A 25,159-nucleotide genomic window follows, 5' to 3' on the forward strand; every position below is an offset into this window, starting at 1 on the left:
TCCAACGATGCGCGCCATTCCGTCCTTCCTGCTCTCTTGCCGCACGCTGGCCGTGGCAATGACGTTCGCCCTGCTGGCCGGCTGCGCAGGCGCGCCGCCCATGCCTGCGCGCGATGCCGATTTTTCCGTTCCGCGCCAGTTGCATGTGGTGCAGGAAGCGCCGGGCCAACCGGCACTGGACTCGATGCTGGTCGTGCAGCGCGAAGGCGCGGCGCTGCGTTGGTCGCTGTTCGACCCCATGGGCGTGCCGCAGGCGCGCCAGATGCTGGAACACGGGCAATGGCGCAATGACGGCTTCCTGCGGCCCAATGCGCAGGCGCGCGACCTGTTCGCCGCGCTGATGTTCGCGTGGACGCCGCAAGAAAATCTGGATGCCGCCTACGGCGCGGGCAACTGGCGTGCGCAGACAGGCAGCGGCGGCGCGGCCGAACGCAGCCTGCTGGAGCGGGGCGCGGTGCGCTGGAAGGTCCGCTGGGCGCAAGCCAATAACGCGGACGCCGCCAATGCGCAAGCCACGAATGCGCAAGCCACCAACGCGAAAGCCACCAATGCGCAAGCCACGAATTCGCAAACCACAACAACAAACGTCTCAAACGCCGACGTGTTTTCGATTACCACCGCTAGCGGCGTCACGTGGCGCATCTCGCCGCTCAAGGAGCAACCATGAACAGCTGGTTGGGCACCCCGGGTATCGTCTGCGCGCTAGGTGCAGGCGTCGATACGGTCGCGCAAGCCGCGTTCAACGGCGACACCTCGGGCATGCGCGCGCAAACCGGCTGGGTCGATGGCCGCAGCCTGACGCTGGGCGGCTACGCAGGCGTGTTGCCCGCCATCCCTGACGCCCTGCCCGCGCAGCATCACAGCCGCAACAACCAATTGCTGCTGGCGTGCGCAGACCAGATCGCGCCGCAACTGCAACGCGCCATCGCCCGCTACGGCGCGGACCGCGTGGCGGTGGTGCTGGGCACCAGCACGTCGGGCGTGAACGACAACGCGCCCGACTTCCGCCATCTGGCGGCGCACGGGACCTGGCCCGCCCGCTACGACTATCGGCGCCAGGCCTTGTCGTCGCCCGCCTCGTTTCTGGCGGCGCACCTGGGTGTGACCGGCCCGGCCTACACGCTGTCCACCGCCTGCACGTCCAGCGCCCGCGCGCTGCTGTCGGCGCGCCGGCTGCTGGCCGCCGGCCTGTGCGACGCCGTCGTCTGCGGCGGCGCAGACACGCTGTGCCGCCTGACGATCAATGGGTTCGCCACGCTGGAAGCCGTGGACGACGCGCTCTGCCTGCCGTTCTCGGCCAACCGCCGCGGCATCAACATCGGTGAAGCCGGTGTTCTGTTCGTGATGGAGCGCGAGGCCGCCGACGCCGATGCCGTGGCGCTTCTGGGCGGCGGCGCCAGTTCCGACGCCTGGCACATGTCAGCGCCCGAGCCCACGGGTGCAGGCGCGCGGCAGGCCATGCTGGCGGCCCTGCAATCGGCGAACGTGACGCCCGCCAGCATCGGCTGGGTCAACCTGCACGGCACTGGCACCCCGCACAACGACGCCATGGAAAGCCACGCCATGCAGGCCGTGTTCCCCGACGGCGTGCCGTGCGCGTCGACCAAGGCGCTGACCGGCCACACGCTGGGCGCGGCCGGCGCCATGGAAGCCGCGCTGGCGTGGATGACGCTGTCGTCACGCAATGCCGACGGCCGCCTGATACCCCACGTGTGGGACGGCCAAGGCGACCCGGCGTTGCCCGCCCTGACGTTCAGCACCGGCCAGCAACACTACGCCGGCGGACGCGCGCGCATCGCCATGAGCAACTCGTTTGCCTTCGGCGGCAACAACGCCAGCCTGATCCTGGGAGCCCGCTCATGAACGCCTGCCCCTGGCCCGTGGCCAGCCTGTTGCCGCACGCCGGCAACATGATTTTGATCGACCACGTCGACGGCTATGACGATGACAGCCTGCGCGCCCGCGCCGTCGTCAGACCCGGCCCGTACTCGCTGCCCGACGGTTCGCTGCCGCCCTGGCTGGGCATGGAGCTCATGGCGCAAGCCGTGGGCGCGTGGGCCGGTTGCCAGGCGCGCCAGGCGGGTGACGCCGTGAAGCTGGGCTTTCTGCTTGGCACGCGCCGCTACGAATGCCATATCGACCGCCTGCCCGCAGGCGCGGCGCTATCCATCCACGTCCAACGCGGCCTGATCGACGCCAGCGGCATGAGCGTCTTCGAGTGCGAACTGCGCGACGAGACCCGCCTGCTGGCCCTGGCCCGGCTGAATGTCTATCAGCCCAAAGACCCCACCGCATTTATTCAGGAAGCCCCCCTTCAATGAGCGCTGCCCCCATCCTCGTAACCGGCTCAAGCCGCGGCATCGGCCGCGCCATCGCGCTGGCCCTGGCCGACGCAGGCCATGACCTGGTGCTGCACTGCCGCCAGCAACGCGAACAAGCCGAAGCCGTACAGGCCGAAGTCCAGGCGCGCGGCCGGCAAGCCCGCGTCCTGCAATTTGACGTGTCTGACCGCGCCCAATGCGCCGCCGTCCTGCAAGCAGACGTTGACGCGCACGGCGCGTATTACGGTGTTGTGCTGAACGCCGGCCTGACTCGCGACGGCGCGTTCCCCGCGCTGACGGGCGACGACTGGGACCAGGTGCTGCGCACCAATCTCGACGGCTTCTACAACGTGCTCAGCCCGCTTGCCATGCCCATGATCCGGCGCCGTGCGGCAGGCAGGGTGGTCTGCATGGCGTCGGTGTCGGGCTTGGTGGGCAACCGTGGCCAGGTCAACTACAGCGCCTCCAAAGCCGGGCTGATCGGCGCGTCGAAAGCGCTGGCGGTTGAACTGGCCAAGCGCCAGATCACCGTGAATTGCGTGGCCCCCGGCCTGATCGACACCGACATGATTGACGAGCACGTGCCCGTGGAAGAGATCTTGAAAGCCGTGCCGGCCCAACGCATGGGGCGGCCCGAAGAGGTTGCCGCCACCGTGGTGTTCCTGATGTCGCCCGGTGCGGCCTACATCACGCGCCAGGTCATCGCTGTGAACGGAGGGCTGTGCTGATGAAACGCGTCGTCATCACCGGCATGGCCGGCATCAGCGCACTGGGTTCCGATTGGGCAAGCGTCCAGCAAGCCTTTGCATCGGGCCGCAGCGCCATCCGCTACATGCCCGATTGGTCGCGCTTTGCCGAACTGAATACCCGTTTGGCAGGCCCGATTGAAGATTTCAAGGTGCCCGCGCACTGGACCCGCAAGCAACTGCGCAGCATGGGCCGCGTGTCGCAGTTATCGGTGCGCGCCGCCGAACTGGCGCTGGCCGACGCCGCGCTCTTGGGCGACCCCAGCATTACCGATGGCCGCATGGGCGTGGCTTGCGGGTCATCAGTGGGCAGCACCGCCGAAATCCGCGCCTTCGGCAACATGCTGCTCAACGGCGTCACGGAAGACCTGAACGCCAATTCCTACGTGCGCATGATGCCGCACACCACCGCCGCCAACGTCGGCATCTTCTTCGAGCTGAAAGGCCGCATCATCCCGACCTCCAGCGCCTGCACGTCGGGCAGCCAGGGCATCGGCTACGCCTACGAAGCCATCCGCTACGGCCGTCAGGAAATGATGCTGGCGGGCGGCTCGGAAGAGTTGTGCGCCAGCGAAGCGCTGGTGTTCGACGCGCTCTACGCCACCAGCCAGCAGAACGGCACGCCGGAACTGACGCCGCGCCCGTATGACCGTGACCGCGACGGCCTGGTCATTGGCGAAGGCGGCGGCATGCTGGTGTTGGAATCGCTGGACCACGCGCTGGCGCGCGGTGCGCGCATCCACGCAGAAATCGTGGGCTTTGGCAGCAACTCCGACGGCACGCACATCACCCGCCCCGAAGCCGCCACCATGCGCATCGCCATGGAAATGGCGCTGGCTGATGCCGCCTTGCCGCCCGAGGCGATCGGCTACGTGAACGGCCACGGCACCGCTACAGAACAAGGCGACATCGCCGAAACCCAAGCCACCCACAACCTGTTTGGCAGCCGCATGCCGATCAGCTCGCAGAAGAGTTTTCTGGGCCACACGCTGGGCGCGTGCGGCGTGCTGGAGTCGTGGTTCAGCATCGAAATGATGAACCGCGATTGGTACGCCCCCACCTTGAACCTGCGCAATATCGACCCGCGTTGCGGCGAGCTCGATTACCTGCAGGGCGAGGGCCGCCACATGAATAACGAATACGTCATGAACAACAATTTCGCGTTTGGCGGGATAAATACGTCCCTTATTTTCCGCCGCTGGCCTTGAGCGCCGACAACGCGCGCGCGTATTTCAACCTTCACTTTTGGAACGAGAAGTCATGAAGATTTCCTACAAGCTGTTCGGCGCCCTCTCCTTGTCGTTTGCCTGCTCGGCCCAGGCGCTGGCTGCGGATCGCACCGTCTTCCTGCCGCTGCAACCCGCCATCGACGCCGCGCTGGCGGCAGGCAAGATCGACGGCAGCGTCAAGTTCTACCTGGCCGGCACGGGCCCCAAGGGCAAGGTGCTGGAATCGGGCGTGGTCACCAACCGCAAGACCAACGCCATCGCCAAGAAGGACGCCGTGGCCTGCGAATGGGTGGCGCAATCCGCCGTGATCGCCCTGCACGAAGCCGCCAAAAAGGCCAATGCCAATGCGGTGACCAATATCGTTAGCTACTATCGCAAGAACGTGTCCACCAGCAAGACGGATTACGAATGCCATGCGGGCGCCACGGTGGCGGGCGTGGCGCTGCGCGGCGACTTGACCCAGGTGAAGTAAAGCCGAGTCTGGGAAAGCCGATTCAGGCGACGCCCGATTCAGCACGCCCGGTTTACACTTGGCGATTGCCGCAACACCACATTAAAGGTTTCCCCATGAGCACTGCTACGCTCAAGACCCGCCTCTCGGACGCCGTCAAGGACGCCATGCGCGCCAAGGCCTCCGAGCGCCTGACCACGCTGCGTTTCCTGCTGGCTGCCGTCAAGCAGAAAGAAGTGGACGAACGCCGCGAACTGAACGACGCCGAAGTCACCGCCATCATCGAAAAGCAGGTCAAGCAACGCCGCGAGTCCATCGCCGCGTTCGAACAGGCCGGCCGCACCGAAACAGCGGAACAGGAAAAGGCTGAATTGCTGGTGCTGCAGGAATTCCTGCCGCAGGCCGCAAGCCCTGAAGAAGTCGCCGCCGCCATCGACGCCGCGTTCGCCGAAGTGGCCGCGCAAGGCGTGACGGGCGCACCCGCCATGGGCAAGGTCATGGGCCTGCTCAAGCAAGCGCTGGCCGGCCGTGCCGACATGACCGCATTGTCGGCCCAAGTGAAGGCCCGTCTGGCCTGATCGCCTGCCGCGGGGGCTATGGCCGCGGCATCAGCCGCTGCTTTAGCCACCGCTGCTTTAGCCACCGCTGCTTTAGCCGCCGCGCTTTAGCCGCCGCGCTTTAGCCACCGCTGCTTTAGCCACCGCAGCTTTAGCCACCGCTTTTTAGCCCCCGCTTTTAGCCCCTAAAACGCGCCGCCGAAAAGATCCGGCTGGCGCGACTGCTCGGCGGGGTCGGCAAAGTTGCTCATCCCCACGCCCGCCAGCCGGTACAGCGTTTCCGGCGGCAATTCCACGCGCTCGCACAGCAGCCTGGCCACCGCGGCCAGCTCGGCCGCCGACCCCGGCGGGTTCGGGCTGGTCTGGCTGCGCGTCAGGATGCGAAAGCGGTCGGTCTTCAGCTTGAGCACCACCGTGCGCCCCAGCGCCCCCTTCTTCAGCGCCTGATCCCACACCTTGTCCGCCATGCGGTCAATGGCGTCGCCCAGCGCGTCCAGCCGGATGTCTTCTGAAAACGTCGTCTCGGCCGACACCTGCTGCAAGGGCTGATCGGTCTGCACCTCGCGCTCGTCGATGCCGCGCGCCAGCTCATACAGGCGCCTGCCGTAACGGCCGAAATAATGGGTCAGCTCTTCAACGCTGTGCGTGGCCAGGTCGCCCACCGTCTGAATGCCCAATTGCTCCAGCCGCGCCTGCGTCACCTTGCCCACGCCCGGCACCTTGCGCACGGGCAAGGGCTGCAAGAATTCCAGCACCTTGGTTGGGCGCACCACAAACTGGCCGTCGGGCTTGTTCCAGTCGGATGCAATCTTCGCCAGAAACTTGTTGGGCGCAATGCCGGCCGAGGCCGTCAGCCCGGTCTCTTCGCGAATCTGCTGGCGAATGACCAGCGCCACTTCCGTGGCTGACGGCAGCCCGCATTTATTGACGGTGACATCCAGGTAGGCCTCGTCCAGCGACAAGGGTTCGATCAGGTCGGTGTGGCGCGCGAAGATCTGCCGTATCTGGCGCGAGACCTCGCGGTAGCGGTTGAAATCCGGCGGCACGTAGATGGCTTGCGGACAGAGCCGTTCAGCGCGTATGGCCGACATGGCCGAGTGAACGCCAAAGCGCCGCGCCTCATAGGATGCGGCGCACACGACCGAACGCGGGCCAGTCCAGGCCACGACGACCGGCTTGCCCCGCAGTTCAGGATTGTCGCGCTGCTCTACAGACGCGTAAAACGCATCCATGTCCACATGCACGATCTTGCGCAAGAGTTCAGACATTCCGTTCAAGACAACGTGGCCGCCCGCAGCAGGCAATGGCGCCCACACCAAAAAAATATATTATGACCGGCTTATCCGCTTATCCCTTGCGTCCACGCCTACCCATGACAGCACCCGCCCAAACCGACTATTTCGGCCTGACGATTCCCTTCATGAGCTTCATCGGCCTGGTGCCTGAAAGCATTGCGCCGGCCTATGCCCGCACGACGCTGCCCTGGCGCCAGGACTTGACCAACAGCCGCGGCGACGTGCATGGCGGCACGCTGATGAGCGTGCTGGACTTCACGCTCAGCGCGGCGGCGCGTGGCTCGGCCGACGCCACCGAAGGCATGGCCACCATCGACATGAACACCACGTTCCTGTCTCCCGGCACGGGCAATCTGGTCATCGAAGCGCGCTGCCTGCGCCGTGGCGCGTCCATCGCGTTCTGTGAAGGCGATATCCGCCGCGCCGATGGCGAACTGGTCGCGCGCGCCACCGCCACCTTCAAGATCATCCGCCGCCGCCCGGGCGGCGATTAAGCCGCGCCAGAGGCGGCGTCCGGCCGGACGCCGCCATCCGTTTATTTCGGCAGGTCGCGCGACGGCTTCACGGCCGGGCGCGGGTCCAGCGGCATGTAGGTGCTGCACGACGTGATGCTGTAGTAGATCGCGTCCTGCATCGCCTGCATCGCCGCGGCATCCCAGGTGCCCTTGCCCCACATCACGATGCGCACGTCGGTGCTTTTTGCGCCCGCCGCTTTCAGCTCGACGCGCGACATTTCATTGTCGGTGTACGGCGCCAGCACGCGCACCACACCCGACTGCGCGCCTTCGTTCAGATCAGAAATCACACGATAGGCGTTGTCGGTGCTGCGCAGGCAGTTGTTCGACTGCCGGATCACCGTGGCGTAGGCGTCCTTGAACGCGACCGGGGCCTTGAACTCGCTGTGAGGCCCCGCGCTGTCTTTCGAAATGCCCAGCGAGCAGCCCGCCAGGCCGAGGGCCAGCGCCGATGCCGCGACCAGATTCCTGTACATGTAATTCTCCAGATGAATTGCCGCGATTATCCCGCAAACCGTACGGCGGCATAAGTAGGGCCGGTTCGACACCGCCCGCGCGACTATGGCATTATCGACGAGCCGCTGGCGCCTGGCGCCCGTGGCTTTCGCGGGGCCGGCAAATGCCGGCCCGCGCCATATCCGCAACAATGCCGCAGCCGTGCCAACCGCAAGCTAAGGCATTGAAATCACGGAGGTCTTCCCTTGTTTGCATTCATGACGCGCACCATTTTGGCCGCCGGCATCGTCGGCACCACGCTGGGCGCCTGCGCCACGCAGCCGCCGCCCCGCGCCTACCCCCTGAAAGATTTCTTCCGCAATCCGGAGCGCGGCTTTTTCCGCCTGGCCGAAGACGGCAAGACGCTAGCCTTCATGCAGCCCACCAGCGTGGACGGCAACCCGGCCCGCATGAACATCTATGTGCAGCCGCTGGAAGGCAGCAAGCTGATCGGCGAACCGCGCCAGATCACCAGCGAAACCGCCCGCGACATCAGCAACTACTTCTGGAAGGGCGGCGACGTCGTGCTCTACCAGAAGGACTTCGGCGGCGATGAGAACTACCACGTGCTGGCCGTCAACGCCAAGACCGGCAAGGTCACCGACCTGACCCCCTACGAAGGCGCGCGCGCCAGCATCGAAGACGATCTGGAAGATGATCCCGACCACGTCCTGATCAGCCACAACCAGCGCAACCCCGAAGTCTTCGACGTGTACCGCGTCAACGTCCACACGGGCGCCGCCGTGCTGGTGGCGCAGAACCCGGGCAATATCGTCGGCTGGCAAACGGACCACGCGGGCAAGGTGCGCGCCGCCGTCACCAGCGACGGGCTGAACACCACCCTGCTCTACCGCGACGACGAAGCGTCCGAATTCCGTCCGCTGATCACGACCGACTACCGCACCAGCGTCAGCCCGTCGTTCTTCACGTTCGACGACAAGAAGATGTACGCGCTGAGCAACCGCGGCCGCGACCGGCTCTCGCTGGTGGTCATCGACCCGGCCAAGCCCGACGCCGAAGAAGAAGTCTTCACGCCCGACACCGTTGATCTCGACGGCGCCGGCTATTCGCGCAAGCGCCGCGTGCTGACGCTGGCGGCCTACCAGACCGACAAGCCGCAATACAAATTCTTCGACGCGCAATCCGAAGCCCTGTTCAAGACGCTGTCTGAAAAACTAAAGGGCTACGACATCGCGCTGCAAGGCTCCAACCGCGACGAGAACGTTTTCATCGTGGCCGCCTACAACGACCGCACGCCGGGCTCGCGCTACCTGTACGACGCCGCCTCCGACACGCTGACCAAGCTGGCCGACATCAACCCGGCCATTCCGGAAAGCGACATGTCGCAGGTACAGCCCATCAGCTATCAAAGCCGCGATGGCCTGACCATTCACGGCTACCTGACGCTGCCCAAAGGCCGCGATCCCAAGAACCTGCCTTGCATCGTGAACCCGCATGGCGGCCCGTGGGCGCGCGACGGCTGGGGCTACAACCCGGAAACGCAATTCCTGGCCAACCGCGGCTTCTGCGTATTGCAGATGAACTTCCGCGGCTCCACCGGCTACGGCCGCGCGTTCTGGGAAGCCAGCTTCGGCCAATGGGGCCTGAAGATGCAGGACGACATCACCGACGGCGTCCAATGGCTGATCCAGCAAGGCATCGCCGACCCCAAACGCATCGGCATCTATGGCGCAAGCTACGGCGGCTACGCCACGCTGGCGGGTGTGACGTTCACGCCTGATCTGTACGCCGCCGCCGTGGACTATGTGGGCGTGTCGAATCTGTTCACGTTCATGAAGTCGATTCCGCCGTACTGGAAGCCCATGCTCGACAAGATGCAGGACATGGTGGGCCACCCGGAACGCGACAAGGACCGGCTGGCCGCGACCTCGCCCGCGCTGCATGCGGACAAGATCAAAACGCCGCTGTTCATTGCCCAAGGCGCGAAGGACCCCCGCGTCAACAAGGACGAAAGCGATCAGATGGTCAAGGCGCTGAAAGCGCGCGGCGTCGAAGTGGAATACATGGTCAAGGACAACGAAGGCCACGGCTTCCACAACGACGAGAACAAGTTCGAGTTCTACGAAGCCATGGAGAAGTTCCTGACGGAACACCTCAAACCGTAGTCCCCGCTGCTTGCTGAGCGGCGACGGGCGCATTTGCCGCCGCGCCGCTGGCCAGGCCGCCCATTTGCGGGCGGCCTGCGCCCAAACCGGTAAACGCCATCTCCACGCGATCGCGCCCTTCGTCCTTGGCGCGGTACAAGGCCACGTCGGCACGCGCCAAAATCACGTCGGCGCTATCACCCGGCTGGTAAGACGCCAACCCACCGCTGGTGGTCATCGGCACCTCGACGCCTTGCAGGTACAACGGCGCATCGCGCAAGGCATCGCACACGCGCTGCGCGTGCACCAGCGCGCGCGCCKGGTCGCAATCCACCATCAKCAGCACAAATTCTTCGCCGCCCAGCCGGCCCAAGCGGTCGGTTCCGCGCACCGCGTTCTGCACCACTTTCGCGTAATGACGCAACGCCGTGTCGCCCGCGGCATGGCCGTAGCGGTCGTTGATGGATTTGAAATGGTCGATGTCCAACACCAGCACCGCCAGTTGGCAACCCGAACGCCCGCAACGCTGTAATTCGCGCTCAAGCTCGTCAAGAATGGTGCGCCGGGAATACACGTGGGTCAGGCTGTCGAACGTCAAGGCGGCCTGCATCTGTTCAGACAAGCGGGTCTGCACCATCAGCAGCAGCGCCAGAAACAACGCCGGCACCGTCACCGACCCGCATACGATGTAGAACAACCCCCACGCCGAAGGGTGCAGCATGGACACGGGCTCAGCCAGGCCGGTGCCATACACCAACACGCGTCCCGCATGCAGCAAGGCCAGGCCGAAGATCGCCAGCATCAGATAGAGCGTTACGCCGCGCGTGGCAATGCGCTTGCGTTGCTGGAACACAATCTGACCCGTGGCGGTCATCACGACGCAGGTGTAGGCCGAAAACAGCAGCATGCGGCCGCTCATTGCGTCATGGCCATACAGCATCACCGCAAATCCGGCCAAACAGGCCAGGGTGATGCACACCATGCGCCCGATCTGCGGACGCAGGCCAAAGAACTGGCGCACGCCCACATACACCAGGCTTGCCGCACAGACCCAGGCGGCGTTGGACAGCATGATGTAAATGCCAGGGGGCACGATCTCGGCCGACGCATATGACAGCAGAGACACCACGGCCAGGGCATTGGCTGCGGTAAAAGCCTGAATGCCGCCGACGCCGCGCGTGTGGAAAGGCAAGAGCAACGGCAATGCCAACGCCGTAGCCAGCCCCCACATCAAGAAGAATAAGGAAGTCGTCATGGTTTCTGCCGGCGGGCGCCTGTTTAGCGTTCGCCGTCGCTTGGATCTGCCGTTGCACTGGGTTCATGGGTGGGGACGCGTTACACGTCAGCATGCTTGATGCTTTTTGTTACCAGCAGGACAAAAGAAACCACCGGGGTCGCGACGCTTTTCGGTCGCGACGGCCGGTGTCAGTGTCCAGAACCTTTACTACCCGCGCCAAGACGATTGCACGGTATGCAGCGAAGAATACGCCAAGCTCAGGGCGTGTGGATCACCCTTTGCAGTATTTGACAGTTAAAACTTCTACTTTGCGGGCTTACCCCCGGATGCCTTTCTTTCGACATTCGGCAGCAGAATCGCCACCACGCCCAGCAGCGGCAGATAGGCGCACACCTGATACACATAAGCAATGCTGGTGGCGTCCGCCAGCTTGCCCAACGCGGCCGCCCCCACCCCGCCCATGCCGAAGGCGAACCCGAAGAACAGGCCGGCGATCATGCCCACCTTGCCCGGCACCAGCTCCTGCGCATAGACCACGATGGCGGAAAAGGCTGACGCGAGCACCATGCCGATGATCACAACCAGCGCCGCCGTCCAGAACAGGTTCGCATAGGGCAGCAGCAACGTGAATGGCGCCACGCCAAGAATCGACACCCAGATCACGATCTTGCGGCCGATGCGGTCGCCCACCGGGCCGCCCACTACCGTGCCCACCGCCACCGCCGCCAGGAACAGGAACAGGTAAAGCTGCGCCTCACGCACCGACAAGCCGAACTTGTCGATGAGATAAAACGTGAAGTAGCTGTTCAGGCTGGCCAGATAAAAGTACTTGGAGAACACCAGCACGCCCAGCACGGCCAAAGCGCCCAGCACCTGATTGCGGCTCAGCCCGTTTTCGGCGCCTGCGCTGCGCGCGCGCGGCTTGAGCCGGACCCGGTTGGCGCTATACCAGCGGCCGATGCCCGTCAGCACCACGATGCCAAACAGCGCCGCCAGCGAGAACCACGCCACACTGCCCTGCCCGTGCGGAATGATGAACAGCGCCGCCAGCAGCGGCCCCAGCGCTGAACCCACGTTGCCCCCCACCTGGAACAGCGACTGCGCCAGGCCATGCCGCCCGCCCGACGCCATGCGCGCCACCCGCGAGGACTCGGGATGGAACACCGACGAGCCCGTGCCCACCAGCACCGCCGCCACCAGAAGCCAGCCGAACGACGGGGCGACCGACAGCAGCAGAAGCCCCGCCAACGTAAAGCCCATGCCTACCGGCAGCGAATACGGCTTGGGATTGCGGTCCGTGTAGAAGCCGATGAAGGGCTGCAACAGCGAGGCGGCCAGCTGGTACACCAGCGTGATCAGCCCGATCTGCGCAAACGACAGGCTGAACGATTCCTTCAGCATCGGATAGATCGCCAACAGGATCGACTGGATCATGTCGTTCATCAGGTGCGCGACGCTGATGGCGCCCAAGACCTTGAAGGCGGTGGAAGAGTCGGAGGCAGGCGAAACTGCGGCGGGATTCTGGGCGGGGGGCATGGGCGTATGCGTAAGAGAAAAGACGGCCCGGCAACGGTGCCGGGCTCCGTCTACAGTGTAGGAATCCGCTGCCAGATTGATCTGCCAACTTTCGTCGCACAAGTGACAAAATGCCGGCATTCTCCTTTCACCGTTCGACTCATCCTTTTGTCGGAAGTGACATCATGCCCATCCGCCTGCCCTTGCCTCAGCGCCCCGATCCCGACCGCAGCGTCAATGCGCAGGACTATCAGCATCGCCCCCGCGTGGTCACCGCGATGGCCAAGGAATTTCCCGCCAGCGCCCAGACCGGCGCGCACTCCCACCCCCGCGCCCAACTGCTGTATGCCGTCGACGGCGTCATGCGCGTCACCACGCCCAGCGGTTTTTGGGCGCTGCCGCCGCTGCGCGCGCTCTGGGTGCCGGCGGGCATGCCGCATGGGGTGGACATGGTGGGGCCGGTGTCGATGCGGTCGCTCTACATTCAGGCCGATGCCGCCGCCAGCTTCTGGCCGCAATGCCAGGTGGTGGAGGTCAGCGGCCTGCTGCGCGAATTGATCCTGGCGCTGACCGCCGAGCCCATCGACTATCCGCTGGGAGGCCGGGTCGAGCAGATTGCGTCGCTGATTCTGTCCGAACTGGCGGCGGCGCGCGTGGTGCCCATCCAGATTCCATGGCCGCGCGATCGCCGTCTGCAAACCATTTGCACGGCCATCCTGGACCAGCCGGGCCTGCAACGCAGCATCGAAGCCTGGGGCAGTGACGTGGGCGCCAGCGCGCGCACGCTGATTCGGCTATTTCAGGCCGAGCTGGGGCTGAACTACCGCCAATGGGTGCAGCAAGTGCGACTGGCGGATGCGGTATGCCGCTTGTCGCTGGGCGTGCCGGTGGCGCGCATTGCCGCCGATCTGGGCTACCGCAGCCCCAGCGCCTTCAGCGCCATGTTCCATCGGGCGCTGGGCGCGCCGCCCCAGCGATATCTGCAAAATGCCGATGCGCTGAACGCAAGCTGAATACCTAATAAAACCGCGCTTAAGCTCGGCGCAAGCGCGCGCGAGCCCCCCAAACCCGCGCCGGGTGCGCAAAAAAAGCACGCTTGGGGCCTTGCCGTTTGTCACCGCGCGCAATACATTTCACAGCGCATTTCATCAAGGTTTTTCACGCGCCCGCGCACGAACGCCGCGCCCCGCGTATGCTAGACCCCGTCCCCTTATTTACGTGGCAAATCGCCCCCACCCAGCCCCCGGCAAGTTTGGTTACCGAAACCTTATTGCGCCCTGGCCGGTCTATAGCGTTCTGTCCTAGAATCGCCTGCAATGAGCACCCCCCAGCAATCCACCGCCACCCCGGGCGGCAAATCGGGCCTTCCCTGGAAACGACTCCTGGTCAAAGCGGGCATCCTCGCGGCCGGCGCCGCCGTGTGCGGCGCCGTTCTGCTGGGGCTCGCCCTGGCGTTGGCCTGGCCCAGCCTGCCCGACCTGCACGCGATGACCGACTACCGGCCGCGCGTGCCGCTGCGCATCTACACGGCGGACAAAGTCCTGATCGGCGAATACGGCGAAGAGCACCGCAATGTGCTGCGCTTTGACGAAATCCCGCCCGTGATGCGCCAAGCCGTGCTGGCGGCCGAAGACGACCGCTTCTACAGCCACGGCGGCGTCGACTGGATGGGCGTTGCGCGCGCGGTGCTGACCAACGTGGTCAAAGGGTCCAAGACGCAGGGCGGCAGCACGATCACGATGCAGGTGGCGCGCAACTTCTACCTGTCGTCCGAAAAGACCTATTCGCGCAAGTTCTACGAACTGCTGCTCACGTTCAAGATTGAAAACGAGCTCACCAAGGACCAGATCCTTGAGCTCTACATGAACCAGATCTATCTGGGCCACCGCGCCTATGGCTTCGCGGCGGCGTCGCGCACGTACTTCGGCAAGCCCTTGTCGGAAGTGACGCCGGCCGAAGCCGCCATGCTGGCGGGCATCCCGAAGGCCCCGTCGCGTTTCAACCCCATCACCAACTTCCCGCGCGCCGAAATCCGCCAGCACTATGTGCTGGGCCGCATGAAAACGCTGGGCTATCTGACGCCCGAACAGGCCGACGAAGCCCTGAAGCAGCACCTGACCATCCGCGGCGCGGACGGCTCCAGCGCGCGCGGCTTCGCGGTGCACGGCGACTACCCCGCCGAACTGGCGCGCCAGCTGATGTACGGCGTGTTCCAGGAAGAAACCTATTCCAAGGGCATCGACGTCTACACCACGATCGACTCGAAAGCCCAGGAAGCCGCCTACCGCGCCGTGCGCGACGGCGTGATGGACTACACGCGCCGCGCCGTTTACCCCGGCCCGGAAGACCAGATCGACCTGCCTGACAACGTCGAAAACGACGGGCAGGCGCTGGACGAAATTCTGGACGGCGTGCAAGACAAGACGCCCGACAGCGAAGACCTGCTTGCGGCCGTCGTGCTGTCGGCCAGCCCCACCGAAGTGAAGGTGGCCCGCAGCTCGCGCGACATCATCACCATTTCCGACAAGAAGGCGCTGGCCGTGGTGGCCCGCGCGCTGAACCCGAAGGCCAGCGACAGCCAGCGCATCCGCCGTGGCTCGGTGGTCTACATCCACAAGACCGGCGACAAGGACAGCACCAACTGGGAAATCATCAACATGCCGGCGCTGCAGGCGGCGCTGGTGTCGATGGTTCCCGAAGACGGCGCCATCCGCGCGATGATCGGCGGCTTTGACTACAACCGCGGCAACTTCAACCGCGTGACGCAGGCATGGCGCCAGCCAGGTTCCAACATCAAGCCGTTCGTCTACGCGGCCGCACTGGAGCGCGGCTTTACGCCGGCCACCCAGATCTCGGACCAGCCCTTCATGCTGACCGCCGCGCAGACCGGCTCCAAAGACTGGCAGCCCAAGAACGACGGCAACAAGTACGAACCCATGCTGACCTTGCGCCAGGGCTTGTACCGGTCGAAGAACATGGTGTCGATCCGCATCCTGCAAGCGATTTCGCCGCAGTACGCGCAGGACTACCTGACCCGCTTCGGCTTCGACAAATCCCGCTGGCCGGCCGTATTGCCGCTGGCGCTGGGCGCGGGCGGCGCCACGCCGCTGCAAGTCGTCAACGGCTACAGCGTCTTCGCCAATGGCGGCTACCGCGTCACGCCGTATCTGATTGCCCACGTCACCGACCGCTCGGGCAAGATCCTGATGGAAGCCCAGCCCGTCACCGCAGGCGATGAAGCCGCGCGCGCCATCGACCCGCGCACGGCCTGGGTCATGGCCGACATCCTGCGCGGCGTCACCACCAGCGGCACCGCCGCGCGTGCGCATCAGGTGCTCAAGCGCAACGATGTTGGCGGCAAGACCGGCACCACCAACGAAGCCGTGGACGTGTGGTTCTCGGGCTTCACGCCCACGCTGGCCACCACCGTCTGGATGGGCTTTGACCAGCCCAAGTCGCTGGGCACCAACGAATTCGGCAGCGGCCTGGCCCTGTCGACGTGGCTGGACTACATGCAGCCGGTGCTCAAGGGCGTGCCGGAAGGCAAGCCCGCGCCGCGTCCGGACGGGCTGCTGGTAGACAACGGCGAATACTATTTCTCGGAATTCCCGCCGGGCCAGGCCGTGGCGTCGCTGGATCTGTCTTCGGGCGATGCCCTGACCGACTTCCTGAACAACAACCGCTCGACCGACGGCGTGGACACTTCGGTCAAGCCGCTGCCGACGCCCGGCGCGGCCTTGCCGCAGAATCCGAACACCAGCGCCGTCCAGGCGCCGCTGCAACCGATTCAAGTCCCGCGCACGGATAACGGCGCGGCACCGGCTGCGGCGCCCGTCGCCGCCCCGCTCGGCGCCGATGGTGCGCCCGCCAGCGCCAGTGCGGTGACCCCCGTGGGCTCCGTGACGGCCCGCCCGCTCTGACCGGCTCTCCGCCAAACACAATGGGCGCCCTTGCGGCGCCCATTTTTTTTCCAGTGCGGTTCATGCGCGGGCCACAGCGGCCACAGTTGCCGCCGTTGCCGCCGTTGCCGCAGTTGCCACAGCAGACACGCCCTATTCCTCGGCCATCAGCTCCGTCACCACCTCGTGCGGCCAAGCCGCCAGGGATTCCAGGTCCAGGAACGTGAAATACCCCTCGCGCCAGCCCTCAGTATCAATGTGATAAACGTTGCCCAGTTGCAGGGGCGCGGCCACCGGCGTATGCCCGGCCACCACCGCCCGCACGCCCTGAATGCCCGTCCGGTTCATTTGCCGCAGCCGGTCTCGCGACCACTGGCACGCCGCGCTGGTGCGCTTGTAGCGGTCTTGCAAGGCGGATTCCAGGCGCGGCCAGAACAGCACCGGACAGTCCGCGTGCAGCAGCCCCACGGCACCGTCTGCGGTCTCGACCTCGATCGCGATGGGCAGTTGCGCAAACGCTTCGGCGTAGACCTTCTGGCGGTCTTCGGGCAGGTCCAGGAACCAGCCGCCGCCGTAGCCGCGCCAGTTCATCACATCGACCTGCCCGGTGCGCACGTGGCGGATCGCGTAGTCCTCGTGGTTGCCTTGCACCGCGAAAAACCACGGGCGGGCCAGCCAGTCCAGCGCGGCCTCGCTTTCGGGGCCGCGGTCGACCAGGTCGCCGACTGAGAACAGCCGGTCAGCGCCGGGATCGAAGCCCAGCCGGTCCAGGCTTTCCTGTAAACGTGAAAAATGCCCGTGTACGTCGCCCACCGCAAAATCGCGGCCACGTTCGTTACGCGGGACTTTTAAAAAACGCTGCTCCATGATGATCCGCAGCCACCGGCGCCAAACGGACGCAATCCGTCTCTTGGTAGCTCGCCGGGGCGATTCGTGCCTGTTGAAATACGACCCTTCTTTTTAACCTGCTTTACCCTGCGGCAGGCCTTGGCCTCTGTCGCCAGAGGGGTCAAAATATTACGTTACGAGAATCGCTATTATTCGTGATAATGTTTCGACTTTCCTCACAAATACCTTAAAGGGGGGCCGCGCACGCCGCCCTCCTGCCGTCGCCATGACTGCCGCGCCCACCATCAAAACTTGGTACTGGGTCCACAAATGGACCAGCCTTGTCTGCACGATCTTCCTGCTCATCATCTGTCTGACCGGCTTGCCGCTGGTGTTCCATCACGAGATCGAACACTGGCTCGACGACGCCAAGCCCTTGTCGGACGTGCCTGCCGGCACCCCGCGCGCCAACCTGGACAAGCTGGTCAACAGCGCCAAGTCCATGTACCCGGGCGAAGTCATTGATTACCTGTTCTTCGATCCCGATGAACCGCAGGTGTATGTCGGCATGGCGAAGAAGCCGGGTGACGGCCAGGTGTCTGGCCACGCCGTGCGCATGGACGGCCGCACGGGCGATGTGCTGCTGGATGGCCCGCCCTACGCCGAAGACAAGTTTTCGTTCATGGGCATCATGCTGGCGCTGCACGTGGACCTGTTCGCGGGGCTGCCCGGCGAGCTGTTCCTGGGCTTCATGGGCTTGCTGTTCTGCGTGGCCATCGTGTCGGGCGTGGTGCTGTATGGCCCCTTCATGAAGAAACTGGAATTCGGCACCGTGCGCGCCACGCGCTCCACGCGCCTTAAATGGCTGGACCTGCACAACCTGCTGGGCATCGTCACGCTGGTCTGGGCATTCGTGGTGGGGTTTACCGGCGTCATCAACGAGCTGTCGACGCCGCTGTTCCGCCTGTGGCAATCGACTGAACTCGTCCGCATCCTGGAACCGTACAAGGGCCAGAGCGTGCCCACCGAACTGGCGTCGGCGCAGCTTGCGGCCGATACCGCAAAGAAGGCCATGCCCGGCAATGAAGTGTCGTTCATMGCGTTCCCCGGCAACGCCTTCGGCAGCCCGCACCACTACATCGCCTGGATGCGTGGCGACACCCCGCTGACGTCCAAGCTGAACACGCCCGTACTGGTGGACGGCAAGACGGGCGAGCTCACCACCGTGGCCAAGATGCCCTGGTATCTGACCGCGCTGGAGGTTTCGCGTCCGCTGCACTTTGGCGATTACGCCGGCTTGCCGCTGAAGATCATCTGGGCGCTGCTGGACCTGATCACCATCGTGGTGCTCGTCAGCGGCCTGTACCTGTGGGTGGCGCGCCGCCGCGCCACCGAAGCCCGCATCAACGAACTCGTGAAACGGCACCAGGCCGCCGCCGCCCCGCAAAGGACCCCTGCATGAGCAAGAGCAAAACCAAAGGGGGCCGCGGCTTCATGTTCGTCTGGGGCGCGCCGATCGTGCTGGGCGTGCTGAGCGTATTCGGCCTGCTGGCCGCGCTGCTGGGCACCGGCGCATGGCACTGGGCGTCGTGGATCACGCTGACCGTGCTGCTGGTGGTGATCGTGCGCTACTGGGTGTTCCCGCTGAAACACTAGGCCGGAGACGGGGCCCCGCTGCCCCGCACCCGGCTAGACGCCTGACTTGGCGCCCCCGGCTAGGCGCCTGACTTGGCGCCCCCGGCTAGGCGCCTGACTTGGCGCCCCCGGCTAGGCGCCCCGGCTCGGCGCCCCCCAGCTCGGCGCCCCAGCTAGGCGCCCCCTACCTACTTACCGAACTTTTCCGGGTCTGGCCCCAGGCGCGCGCCTTCCTTGATGCCGTCGATGGCGGCGATTTCGTCGGCCGACAGCTCAAAATCGAACACGTCGATGTTCTCGCGAATACGCGCAGGCGTGACCGACTTTGGAATCACGATCAGATTGCTCTGCAGGTGCCAACGCAGCGTGATCTGGGCGGGTGACTTGCCGTGCTTCTCCGCCAGATCCAGGATGACCTTTTCCTTGGTGATGCCGCCTTGGGCCAGCGGGCTCCACGACTCCGTGGCGATGCCGTGCTTGGCATGGAACGCGCGCAGCTCGGGCTGGGCGAACCCCGGATGCAGCTCGATCTGATTCACGGCCGGCACCACTTTCGATGCCTCCATCAGCTGTTCCAGATTGGCCCGCGTGAAATTGGACACGCCAATGGAACGCGCCCGGCCGTCTTCCTTCATCTCGACCATGGCGCGCCACGCGTCCAGGAACTTCGTGCTGCCGGCGACGGGCCAGTGGATCAAATACAAGTCCACGTAGGCCAGGCCCAGCTTCTCCAGGCTTTCGTCCATGGCCTTGTGGGCGTCTTCATAGCCGTGCCGGTCATTCCAGAGCTTGGTGGTGATGAACAGATCCTTGCGTGCCACGCCTGATGCGCGCAGACCCGTGCCCACGCCCGCCTCGTTGCCATAGATGGCCGCGGTGTCCACCGACCGGTAACCCGCCGCCAGCGCCTCTTTCACGCTGGCTGCGGCCTGCTCGTCCGGCACTTGCCAAACGCCCAGCCCCAACTGGGGAATCTTGTTTCCGTCGTTCAATTTCACTGCGGGTACCTTCGCCATAAGACCCTCCGAAACATGCACCGCAACACTGGCGCGGCGAATACGCGCCAGGTCGCGCAACCCTGGGCACAGCCCGGCTTAACCCAGGATTGAAGAGAAAAAAGAGCGGGCTTGCCGAGCTGCGCCCGCGTCACGATATCGGAACCTCATCCCCCGGCCAGGGTATACAAGTACCAGGGGTTATCTGCCAAATAATAGCGCCCGTGTCCGATAATGCCCGTCACACGGCCTCTGGCCCATGCATCGGCACCCCTGAAAAACCATGAATTCCCCTGACGCGCAGCCCAAGAATCGCGGCGGATTTTCCACCCTGCGCACCCTCTTTCCCTATCTGTGGCCGCCCGGGCAGACCGGGCTGAAGGTGCGGGTCGTGGCGGCCCTGCTCTGTCTGTTCGCCGCCAAGGCCGCCACCGTCTACGTGCCGCTGATCTACAAGCACGCCATCGACGAGCTCGGCAAAGGCGCGCCCGGGGCCGTCACCGTGCCGCTGGGGCTGATCCTGGCTTACGGCACGGCACGCGTGTTGTCATTGCTGTTTTCGGAATTGCGCGACGCCATCTTCGCGCGCGTCGGCCAGCACGCCATCCGCGCGGTCGGTCTGCGGATCTTCCGACATCTGCACGCGCTTGCGCTGCGCTTTCACCTGTCGCGCCAAACGGGCGGGCTGACGCGCGCCATCGAACGCGGCACCAAGGGCATCCAGACACTGCTGTCGTTTCTGCTGTTCAACATCCTGCCGACGTTTTTCGAGATCGGGCTTGTCTGCATTGTGTTGTGGAAGATGTTCGACGTGTGGCTGGCGCTGGCCACCGGCGTCACCGTCATCACGTACATGGCGTACACGCTGGCCGTTACCGAATGGCGCACCAAATTCCGGCGGCAGATGAACGAAACGGATTCCGAGGCCAACACCAAGGCCATCGAAAGCCTGTTGAACTACGAGACAGTCAAATACTTCGGCAATGAAGAGCACGAGGCGCAACGCTACGATGCGTCGTTGACCCGCTACGAACGCGCCGCCGTGCGCAGCCAGGTCAGCCTGTCCATTCTGAACATCGGCCAGGCCGCGATCATCTCGGTGGGGCTGACGCTAGTCATGTGGATGGCCGCCACCGGCATCGCCGAAGGCCGCTACACGCTGGGCGACTTCGTGCTGGTCAACACGTACCTGCTCCAGCTGTACCAGCCGCTGAGCTTCTTCGGCTTCATCTACCGCGAAATCAAGCAAGCCATCATCGACATGGAACGCATGTTCGAACTGCTGGGCCAAGACCGCGAAGTGGCCGACCGCCCCGAGGCCCAACCGCTGCGCGTGGCGGGCGGCCAGGTCGAATTCAAGGATGTGTATTTCGGCTACGACGCGCGCCGGCCGATCCTGAAGGGCGTCAGCTTCACCATTCCGGCGGGCAAAACCGTGGCGGTCGTGGGCACCTCAGGCGCGGGCAAATCCACGATCGCCCGGCTGTTGTTCCGCTTCTATGACGCTGACAGCGGGTCAATTCTTGTCGACGGCCAGGACGTGCGCGACGTGACCCAGGCCAGCCTGCGCGCGGCGATTGGCGTGGTGCCGCAAGACACGGTGCTGTTCAACGACACCATCCACTACAACATCGGCTATGGCCGCCCCGGCGCGACTGACGCGGAAATCCAGGCCGCCGCGCGCCTGGCGCACATCCACGACCTGATCATGACCATGCCCGACGGCTACCAGACCATGGTGGGCGAGCGCGGCCTGAAACTGTCGGGCGGTGAAAAACAGCGCGTGGCGATTGCACGCACCATTCTGAAGAACCCCGCCATCTTCCTGTTCGACGAAGCCACCAGCGCGCTCGACACCCATACCGAACGCGAAATCCAGGCGAACCTGCGCGAGGTCAGCCAGGGCCGCAGCACGCTGATCATCGCCCACCGCCTGTCCACCGTGGCCGACGCAGACGAGATCATCGTGCTGTCCGACGGCCGCATTTTGGAACGCGGCCGCCATCCGCAGCTGCTGGCCCTAGGCGGCGCGTATGCCGGCATGTGGGCGCGTCAGCAGGACAGCACGCCCAGCGCCCATGACGCGTCCGCCAGCAATGCCAACAGCGGCCCTGACGCGCCCGCGGATTGACAACCCCCTTCACCTGCCCGAAGATCGCACCCTTTCATTGAAGGCCCCGCCATGCAGGATTCCTCCGCCGCCCCCGAAGTCCGCGTTTGCGCCGCCGCTGAGCTTGTCAATGGCGGCCTGGGCGTCAAGGTGCCGGTGACCGACGGCGCGGGCCAGACCACCGCCTTCTTCGTCCGCTACCAGGACCGCGTGCACGGCTACCTGAACCGCTGCGCGCACGTCGGCGTTGAACTCGACTGGGAAGGCAGTTTCTTCACCCGCGCGGGCGACCTGATCATGTGCGCGCGCCACGGTGCGACGTATCAGCCCGACACTGGCCTATGCGTGGGCGGCCCCTGTAAGAATGGCCGGCTGACCGCGCTGACGGTGGACGAACGCGACGGCAGCGTCTTCTGGCAGCCGACGGGCAAGATTCGCCCGCGGGACGAGGCTGCTGCCTAAACCCGGCTTGGCCCTGTGGCCACCCCGACCCTGGCCGGCTTCGCTCTGACCACCCCGGCCCTGGCCGGCTTGGCCCTGACCGACCCGACCCTGGCCGCCTTCGCTCTGGCCACCCCGACCCTGGCCGCCTTCGCTCTGACCGCCCCGGCCCAGGCCGGTTTGGCCCTGACCGATGGGACGGACCCCGCCGATCCGGCAAGCCCGGGCAACATCCTCTACGCGCTCGCCACCGCCACCTGCTCCGGCTGCTGGCGTTCCGCATAACGGCGCGCCAGCACCGCGCACACCATCAGCTGCATCTGGTGAAAGATCATCAGCGGCAACACCACCACGCCCATCTGCGACGTGCCAAACAGCACCGTCGCCAGCGGAATGCCGGACGCCAATGACTTCTTCGATCCGCAGAACACCAGCGTGATCTCGTTTTCCTTGGACAGCCCCAGCTTGCGGCTGCCCCAGGTGGTGATCAGCAGCACCGAGCCCAGCAGCAAGGCGTTCACCAGCACCATCGTGGCCAGATCAATCGCCGGAAACGCGTGCCAGATGCCCTGCGCCACGGCTTCACTGAAGGCCGTGTAAACCGCCAGCAGAATCGAACTGCGATCCACCTTGGACAGGGTCCGGCTATTGCGTTGCGCCCACGCGCCAATCCACGGCCGCAACAAGCTGCCCACCGCGAACGGCAACAGCAGCTGCAACAGAATGCGGCCCGCGTCGGCCAGCCCATGGCCGCCCCCCTGGCGATGCAGCAGCACCGCCACCAGCAACGGCGTCAGCACCGTACCCAACAGGTTCGACGCGGTCGCCGCGCAGATCGCGCCCGGCACGTTGCCGCGCGCCATCGACGTGAACGCAATGGACGACTGCACCGTCGACGACAAGGTGCACACGAACAGCACGCCCAGCCACAGCGACGGCGTCAGCAGCCCCGGAAACAGCGCCCGCAGGCCCAGCCCCAAGGCCGGAAACAACAAAAAGGTGCAAGCCAGAATCAGCGCGTGCAAGCGCACATCCTTCACGCCCGCCACGATGGCGTCGGTGGACAGGCGCGCGCCGTGCAGAAAGAACAGCAGCGAAATGGCGACGTTGCTGGCCACCATCATGAACGACGCCCCCTTGCCCACGGCTGGGAAAAAGCTGGCGAAGGCCACGGTGGCGATCAGGATCAGGGTGAATTGGTCGGGCAAAAAGCGGCGCATGGCAAAGGCGATTCCAGAAAAGTTACCGCGAACTATAGGCGTGCCTCTTGCCATCGTGAAGGCCACTGATTACTTTAACTGTCATCGGAATATCCAATGACCAGGCAACGCCGCCATGCTCAACCCTTTGTGGCTCAAGACCTTCCAGGCCGCCGCCGCCGCGCCCAGTTTCACCGAGGCCGCGCGGCGCCTGGGCCTGACCCAGCCCACCGTCAGCGAACACATCCGGCAGCTGGAGCAGGCCGTCAACCGCCGGCTGTTCCTGCGCGACACGCATTCGCTGACGCTGACCAGCGACGGCCGCAGCCTGCTGGTGCACGCCGACATCATCCTGGATGCGCATGAGCGCGCCGAACGCCTGTTCGATGCGCCCCGGTTGCGCGGCCGGGTTCGCCTGGGCACCTCTGATGACTTGGCCATGGGGCCGCTGCCTGATGTATTGGCGGCGTTCCGGCTGGCGCATCCCGAAGTCGAGCTGGACCTGACCATCGGCGTCACCAGTGAGCTCTACAAGCTGCTGGACGACGATGGGCTGGACGTGATGATAGGCAAACGCCGCCGCGGCGATCGCCGGGGCCAGACGCTGCATAAGGAAGCGCTGCTATGGCGCGCCAAGGACGGCCTGCGCATTGCGCCGGATGAGCCGCTGCCGCTGATCCTGCTGCGTGAACCCAGCGTGACGCGCACGCTGACGCTGGATGCGCTGGCACGCGCCGGCCGCAGTTGGCAGATCGTGTGTACCAGCACCAGCTACGCGGGCTGCCAGGCGGCCGCCCGCGCGGGGCTGGGCATCACGGTGCAGCCGTCGCACTTATCCACGGCGGGGCTGGCCGCACCCGCCGCCAGCGCCCAACTGCCCGCGCTGCCGCAAGTGGAATTCATCGTCATCTCGGCCCCCGCGCCCAACAAGCCCACGCGCGCCCTGACCGAGATTCTGATGCGCAGCACGCTGACCTGAACCGCCCTCGCCTATTGCGCCGCGGGGCGCGTATGCCGCACGCTGCCTTCCAGCGGCTGCGGCTGCTTCAACAGGTTCAAAATCGGGCACCACTGCTCCACCGCTTCATGCACGGCGCGCACCGCCGCGTCATCCGCCGGCGACACGATGTGCGCGGTGTAGCGGATATTGTGCGGAAAGAACGGCACCTTCTCGAACCCCGGCTTGCCGCCGCGCGGGTCCAGATCGCCCTCGATCTCCACTTCCAACGACTCCAGCGGCAGTTCCAGCTCGGCCGCCTTGATCAGGAAGATATGCGTCAGGCAGCTGCCCAACGACCCCAGCAACAGCTCCGGCGAGCTCGGCCCCAGGTCGTAGCCCGCGAAATCGGCAGGGCTGTCACTGACCACCTGATGATCGCGAATGCGGATACGCCGCACGCCGCTGCGCCCTTCCGCGCTGACGTGGGCGCGCAGTTTCACGGGCTCCACGGTTTGGGGATCGCGCCCATTGCGCACCAGTACGGCCGCGCGTTTCTGACCCAGGTATTCGTTCAACGTACTCATCGTGCAACCCTCGCTTGTAGTGAGAAAAGTGCAGAGAAATCGTGGCGCCAACTCGTGACGCA

General features: G+C 65.2%; 25 protein-coding genes. 17 read left to right on the plus strand and 8 right to left on the minus strand.

Going from position 1 to position 25,159, the window contains the following annotated elements; all coding sequences use genetic code 11:
• The first annotated feature begins 7 nt into the window (after nt 1–7).
• The 7 genes from AC1DB0_RS12945 (at nt 8) to AC1DB0_RS12975 (ending at nt 5,325) form a co-directional block, all read left to right on the plus strand.
• Nucleotides 8–667, plus strand: a complete 660-nt coding sequence (locus AC1DB0_RS12945; RefSeq protein ID WP_476757022.1) for a DUF3261 domain-containing protein — start codon at nt 8–10, stop codon at nt 665–667.
• Nucleotides 664–1,863: a beta-ketoacyl-ACP synthase gene (locus tag AC1DB0_RS12950; protein ID WP_342066507.1), complete on the plus strand. Its 1,200-nt coding sequence runs from the start codon at nt 664–666 to the stop codon at nt 1,861–1,863. Before AC1DB0_RS12945 ends, AC1DB0_RS12950 begins: the two co-directional genes overlap by 4 nt.
• A complete protein-coding gene (locus AC1DB0_RS12955) occupies nt 1,860–2,321 on the plus strand; it encodes a hotdog family protein (protein ID WP_346552709.1) in 462 nt (153 codons plus the stop codon). The genes AC1DB0_RS12950 and AC1DB0_RS12955 overlap by 4 nt, the downstream gene beginning before the upstream one ends.
• Nucleotides 2,318–3,049, plus strand: coding sequence for a 3-oxoacyl-ACP reductase FabG (gene fabG, locus AC1DB0_RS12960; RefSeq protein ID WP_346552708.1), 732 nt, complete (start codon nt 2,318–2,320; stop codon nt 3,047–3,049). Before AC1DB0_RS12955 ends, fabG begins: the two co-directional genes overlap by 4 nt.
• Nucleotides 3,049–4,275: a beta-ketoacyl-ACP synthase gene (locus tag AC1DB0_RS12965; RefSeq protein WP_054422274.1), complete on the plus strand. Its 1,227-nt coding sequence runs from the start codon at nt 3,049–3,051 to the stop codon at nt 4,273–4,275. Before fabG ends, AC1DB0_RS12965 begins: the two co-directional genes overlap by 1 nt.
• A 52-nt stretch (nt 4,276–4,327) precedes the next feature.
• Nucleotides 4,328–4,768: an excinuclease gene (locus AC1DB0_RS12970; protein ID WP_175169865.1), complete on the plus strand. Its 441-nt coding sequence runs from the start codon at nt 4,328–4,330 to the stop codon at nt 4,766–4,768.
• Between the two features lie 95 nt (nt 4,769–4,863).
• Nucleotides 4,864–5,325, plus strand: a complete 462-nt coding sequence (locus AC1DB0_RS12975; RefSeq protein ID WP_054422276.1) for a GatB/YqeY domain-containing protein — start codon at nt 4,864–4,866, stop codon at nt 5,323–5,325.
• A 164-nt stretch (nt 5,326–5,489) separates the two neighbouring features.
• On the opposite strand, the gene dinB is transcribed toward AC1DB0_RS12975, so the two are convergent.
• Nucleotides 5,490–6,572, minus strand: a complete 1,083-nt coding sequence (dinB, locus tag AC1DB0_RS12980) for a DNA polymerase IV (RefSeq protein ID WP_054422277.1) — start codon at nt 6,570–6,572, stop codon at nt 5,490–5,492.
• 104 nt (nt 6,573–6,676) lie between these two features.
• On the opposite strand from dinB, the gene AC1DB0_RS12985 reads away from it, so the two are divergent.
• Entirely contained in the window at nt 6,677–7,093 is a 417-nt protein-coding gene (locus tag AC1DB0_RS12985) for a PaaI family thioesterase (protein WP_342066509.1), read from the plus strand.
• 41 nt (nt 7,094–7,134) lie between these two features.
• Here the strand turns inward: AC1DB0_RS12985 and AC1DB0_RS12990 are convergent, their stop codons facing one another.
• Nucleotides 7,135–7,590, minus strand: a complete 456-nt coding sequence (locus AC1DB0_RS12990) for a BPTD_2524 family lipoprotein (RefSeq protein ID WP_054422279.1) — start codon at nt 7,588–7,590, stop codon at nt 7,135–7,137.
• Between the two features lie 237 nt (nt 7,591–7,827).
• Between AC1DB0_RS12990 and AC1DB0_RS12995 the strand changes: the two genes are divergently transcribed.
• Nucleotides 7,828–9,735 (plus strand): S9 family peptidase, encoded by a 1,908-nt coding sequence (locus AC1DB0_RS12995; protein ID WP_156336437.1) that lies wholly within the window; start codon nt 7,828–7,830, stop codon nt 9,733–9,735.
• On the opposite strand, the gene AC1DB0_RS13000 is transcribed toward AC1DB0_RS12995, so the two are convergent.
• Both AC1DB0_RS13000 and AC1DB0_RS13005 read right to left on the minus strand, forming a co-directional pair.
• Nucleotides 9,725–10,969: a GGDEF domain-containing protein gene (locus AC1DB0_RS13000; protein ID WP_476758681.1), complete on the minus strand. Its 1,245-nt coding sequence runs from the start codon at nt 10,967–10,969 to the stop codon at nt 9,725–9,727. The two genes, AC1DB0_RS12995 and AC1DB0_RS13000, sit on opposite strands and share 11 nt — an antisense overlap.
• A gap of 285 nt (nt 10,970–11,254) precedes the next feature.
• A complete protein-coding gene (locus AC1DB0_RS13005; protein ID WP_054422282.1) occupies nt 11,255–12,487 on the minus strand; it encodes an MFS transporter in 1,233 nt (410 codons plus the stop codon).
• A gap of 164 nt (nt 12,488–12,651) precedes the next feature.
• On the opposite strand from AC1DB0_RS13005, the gene AC1DB0_RS13010 reads away from it, so the two are divergent.
• Together AC1DB0_RS13010 and AC1DB0_RS13015 are read left to right on the plus strand one after the other, a co-directional pair.
• Nucleotides 12,652–13,479, plus strand: a complete 828-nt coding sequence (locus tag AC1DB0_RS13010; RefSeq protein WP_447577429.1) for an AraC family transcriptional regulator — start codon at nt 12,652–12,654, stop codon at nt 13,477–13,479.
• 303 nt (nt 13,480–13,782) lie between these two features.
• Nucleotides 13,783–16,386 carry a penicillin-binding protein 1A gene (locus AC1DB0_RS13015; RefSeq protein WP_175169862.1) on the plus strand — a complete coding sequence of 868 codons (2,604 nt, stop codon included), beginning with the start codon at nt 13,783–13,785 and terminating at the stop codon, nt 16,384–16,386.
• A 132-nt stretch (nt 16,387–16,518) separates the two neighbouring features.
• Here AC1DB0_RS13015 and AC1DB0_RS13020 read toward each other — a convergent pair whose 3' ends face one another.
• The gene (locus AC1DB0_RS13020) at nt 16,519–17,232 is read right to left on the minus strand and encodes a metallophosphoesterase (RefSeq protein ID WP_427950583.1); all 714 of its coding nucleotides are present in this window, start codon (nt 17,230–17,232) and stop codon (nt 16,519–16,521) included.
• Between the two features lie 247 nt (nt 17,233–17,479).
• Between AC1DB0_RS13020 and AC1DB0_RS13025 the strand changes: the two genes are divergently transcribed.
• Both AC1DB0_RS13025 and AC1DB0_RS13030 read left to right on the plus strand, forming a co-directional pair.
• Entirely contained in the window at nt 17,480–18,655 is a 1,176-nt protein-coding gene (locus AC1DB0_RS13025; RefSeq protein WP_476757023.1) for a PepSY-associated TM helix domain-containing protein, read from the plus strand.
• The gene (locus AC1DB0_RS13030) at nt 18,652–18,849 is read left to right on the plus strand and encodes a hypothetical protein (RefSeq protein ID WP_054422287.1); all 198 of its coding nucleotides are present in this window, start codon (nt 18,652–18,654) and stop codon (nt 18,847–18,849) included. Before AC1DB0_RS13025 ends, AC1DB0_RS13030 begins: the two co-directional genes overlap by 4 nt.
• A 167-nt stretch (nt 18,850–19,016) precedes the next feature.
• Here AC1DB0_RS13030 and AC1DB0_RS13035 read toward each other — a convergent pair whose 3' ends face one another.
• The gene (locus AC1DB0_RS13035; RefSeq protein WP_054422288.1) at nt 19,017–19,844 is read right to left on the minus strand and encodes an aldo/keto reductase; all 828 of its coding nucleotides are present in this window, start codon (nt 19,842–19,844) and stop codon (nt 19,017–19,019) included.
• Between the two features lie 262 nt (nt 19,845–20,106).
• Here AC1DB0_RS13035 and AC1DB0_RS13040 point away from each other — a divergent pair, with 262 nt between their 5' ends.
• The 3 genes from AC1DB0_RS13040 to AC1DB0_RS13050 are packed head-to-tail and all read left to right on the plus strand — an operon-like array spanning nt 20,107 to nt 22,659.
• Complete coding sequence (locus AC1DB0_RS13040; protein WP_054422289.1) at nt 20,107–21,954, plus strand: ABCB family ABC transporter ATP-binding protein/permease; 1,848 nt, start codon at nt 20,107–20,109, stop codon at nt 21,952–21,954.
• 51 nt (nt 21,955–22,005) lie between these two features.
• Nucleotides 22,006–22,395: a Rieske (2Fe-2S) protein gene (locus AC1DB0_RS13045; protein ID WP_476757024.1), complete on the plus strand. Its 390-nt coding sequence runs from the start codon at nt 22,006–22,008 to the stop codon at nt 22,393–22,395.
• A 15-nt stretch (nt 22,396–22,410) separates the two neighbouring features.
• Nucleotides 22,411–22,659 carry a hypothetical protein gene (locus AC1DB0_RS13050; protein WP_476757025.1) on the plus strand — a complete coding sequence of 83 codons (249 nt, stop codon included), beginning with the start codon at nt 22,411–22,413 and terminating at the stop codon, nt 22,657–22,659.
• On the opposite strand, the gene AC1DB0_RS13055 is transcribed toward AC1DB0_RS13050, so the two are convergent.
• On the minus strand, nt 22,611–23,594 hold the full coding sequence (locus tag AC1DB0_RS13055; RefSeq protein WP_175169858.1) for a bile acid:sodium symporter family protein: 984 nt from the start codon (nt 23,592–23,594) through the stop codon (nt 22,611–22,613). The two genes, AC1DB0_RS13050 and AC1DB0_RS13055, sit on opposite strands and share 49 nt — an antisense overlap.
• Before the next feature lie 115 nt (nt 23,595–23,709).
• Between AC1DB0_RS13055 and AC1DB0_RS13060 the strand changes: the two genes are divergently transcribed.
• A complete protein-coding gene (locus tag AC1DB0_RS13060) occupies nt 23,710–24,552 on the plus strand; it encodes a LysR family transcriptional regulator (RefSeq protein WP_054422292.1) in 843 nt (280 codons plus the stop codon).
• An 11-nt stretch (nt 24,553–24,563) separates the two neighbouring features.
• Here AC1DB0_RS13060 and AC1DB0_RS13065 read toward each other — a convergent pair whose 3' ends face one another.
• Nucleotides 24,564–25,097: an OsmC family protein gene (locus tag AC1DB0_RS13065; RefSeq protein WP_054422293.1), complete on the minus strand. Its 534-nt coding sequence runs from the start codon at nt 25,095–25,097 to the stop codon at nt 24,564–24,566.
• Between the last annotated feature and the right edge of the window lie 62 nt (nt 25,098–25,159).

It is taken from the genome of Achromobacter sp. 10T422 (assembly GCF_056394065.1).

Coding starts and splice junctions, on each gene's coding strand:
- AC1DB0_RS12945 (WP_476757022.1), top strand. CDS start 8: ATGCGCGCCATTCCGTCCTTCCTGCTCTCTTGCCGCACGCTGGCCGTG.
- AC1DB0_RS12950 (WP_342066507.1), top strand. CDS start 664: ATGAACAGCTGGTTGGGCACCCCGGGTATCGTCTGCGCGCTAGGTGCA.
- AC1DB0_RS12955 (WP_346552709.1), top strand. CDS start 1,860: ATGAACGCCTGCCCCTGGCCCGTGGCCAGCCTGTTGCCGCACGCCGGC.
- fabG (WP_346552708.1), top strand. CDS start 2,318: ATGAGCGCTGCCCCCATCCTCGTAACCGGCTCAAGCCGCGGCATCGGC.
- AC1DB0_RS12965 (WP_054422274.1), top strand. CDS start 3,049: ATGAAACGCGTCGTCATCACCGGCATGGCCGGCATCAGCGCACTGGGT.
- AC1DB0_RS12970 (WP_175169865.1), top strand. CDS start 4,328: ATGAAGATTTCCTACAAGCTGTTCGGCGCCCTCTCCTTGTCGTTTGCC.
- AC1DB0_RS12975 (WP_054422276.1), top strand. CDS start 4,864: ATGAGCACTGCTACGCTCAAGACCCGCCTCTCGGACGCCGTCAAGGAC.
- dinB (WP_054422277.1), bottom strand. CDS start 6,572: ATGTCTGAACTCTTGCGCAAGATCGTGCATGTGGACATGGATGCGTTT.
- AC1DB0_RS12985 (WP_342066509.1), top strand. CDS start 6,677: ATGACAGCACCCGCCCAAACCGACTATTTCGGCCTGACGATTCCCTTC.
- AC1DB0_RS12990 (WP_054422279.1), bottom strand. CDS start 7,590: ATGTACAGGAATCTGGTCGCGGCATCGGCGCTGGCCCTCGGCCTGGCG.
- AC1DB0_RS12995 (WP_156336437.1), top strand. CDS start 7,828: ATGACGCGCACCATTTTGGCCGCCGGCATCGTCGGCACCACGCTGGGC.
- AC1DB0_RS13005 (WP_054422282.1), bottom strand. CDS start 12,487: ATGCCCCCCGCCCAGAATCCCGCCGCAGTTTCGCCTGCCTCCGACTCT.
- AC1DB0_RS13010 (WP_447577429.1), top strand. CDS start 12,652: ATGCCCATCCGCCTGCCCTTGCCTCAGCGCCCCGATCCCGACCGCAGC.
- AC1DB0_RS13015 (WP_175169862.1), top strand. CDS start 13,783: ATGAGCACCCCCCAGCAATCCACCGCCACCCCGGGCGGCAAATCGGGC.
- AC1DB0_RS13020 (WP_427950583.1), bottom strand. CDS start 17,232: ATGGAGCAGCGTTTTTTAAAAGTCCCGCGTAACGAACGTGGCCGCGAT.
- AC1DB0_RS13030 (WP_054422287.1), top strand. CDS start 18,652: ATGAGCAAGAGCAAAACCAAAGGGGGCCGCGGCTTCATGTTCGTCTGG.
- AC1DB0_RS13035 (WP_054422288.1), bottom strand. CDS start 19,844: ATGGCGAAGGTACCCGCAGTGAAATTGAACGACGGAAACAAGATTCCC.
- AC1DB0_RS13040 (WP_054422289.1), top strand. CDS start 20,107: ATGAATTCCCCTGACGCGCAGCCCAAGAATCGCGGCGGATTTTCCACC.
- AC1DB0_RS13045 (WP_476757024.1), top strand. CDS start 22,006: ATGCAGGATTCCTCCGCCGCCCCCGAAGTCCGCGTTTGCGCCGCCGCT.
- AC1DB0_RS13055 (WP_175169858.1), bottom strand. CDS start 23,594: ATGCGCCGCTTTTTGCCCGACCAATTCACCCTGATCCTGATCGCCACC.
- AC1DB0_RS13060 (WP_054422292.1), top strand. CDS start 23,710: ATGCTCAACCCTTTGTGGCTCAAGACCTTCCAGGCCGCCGCCGCCGCG.
- AC1DB0_RS13065 (WP_054422293.1), bottom strand. CDS start 25,097: ATGAGTACGTTGAACGAATACCTGGGTCAGAAACGCGCGGCCGTACTG.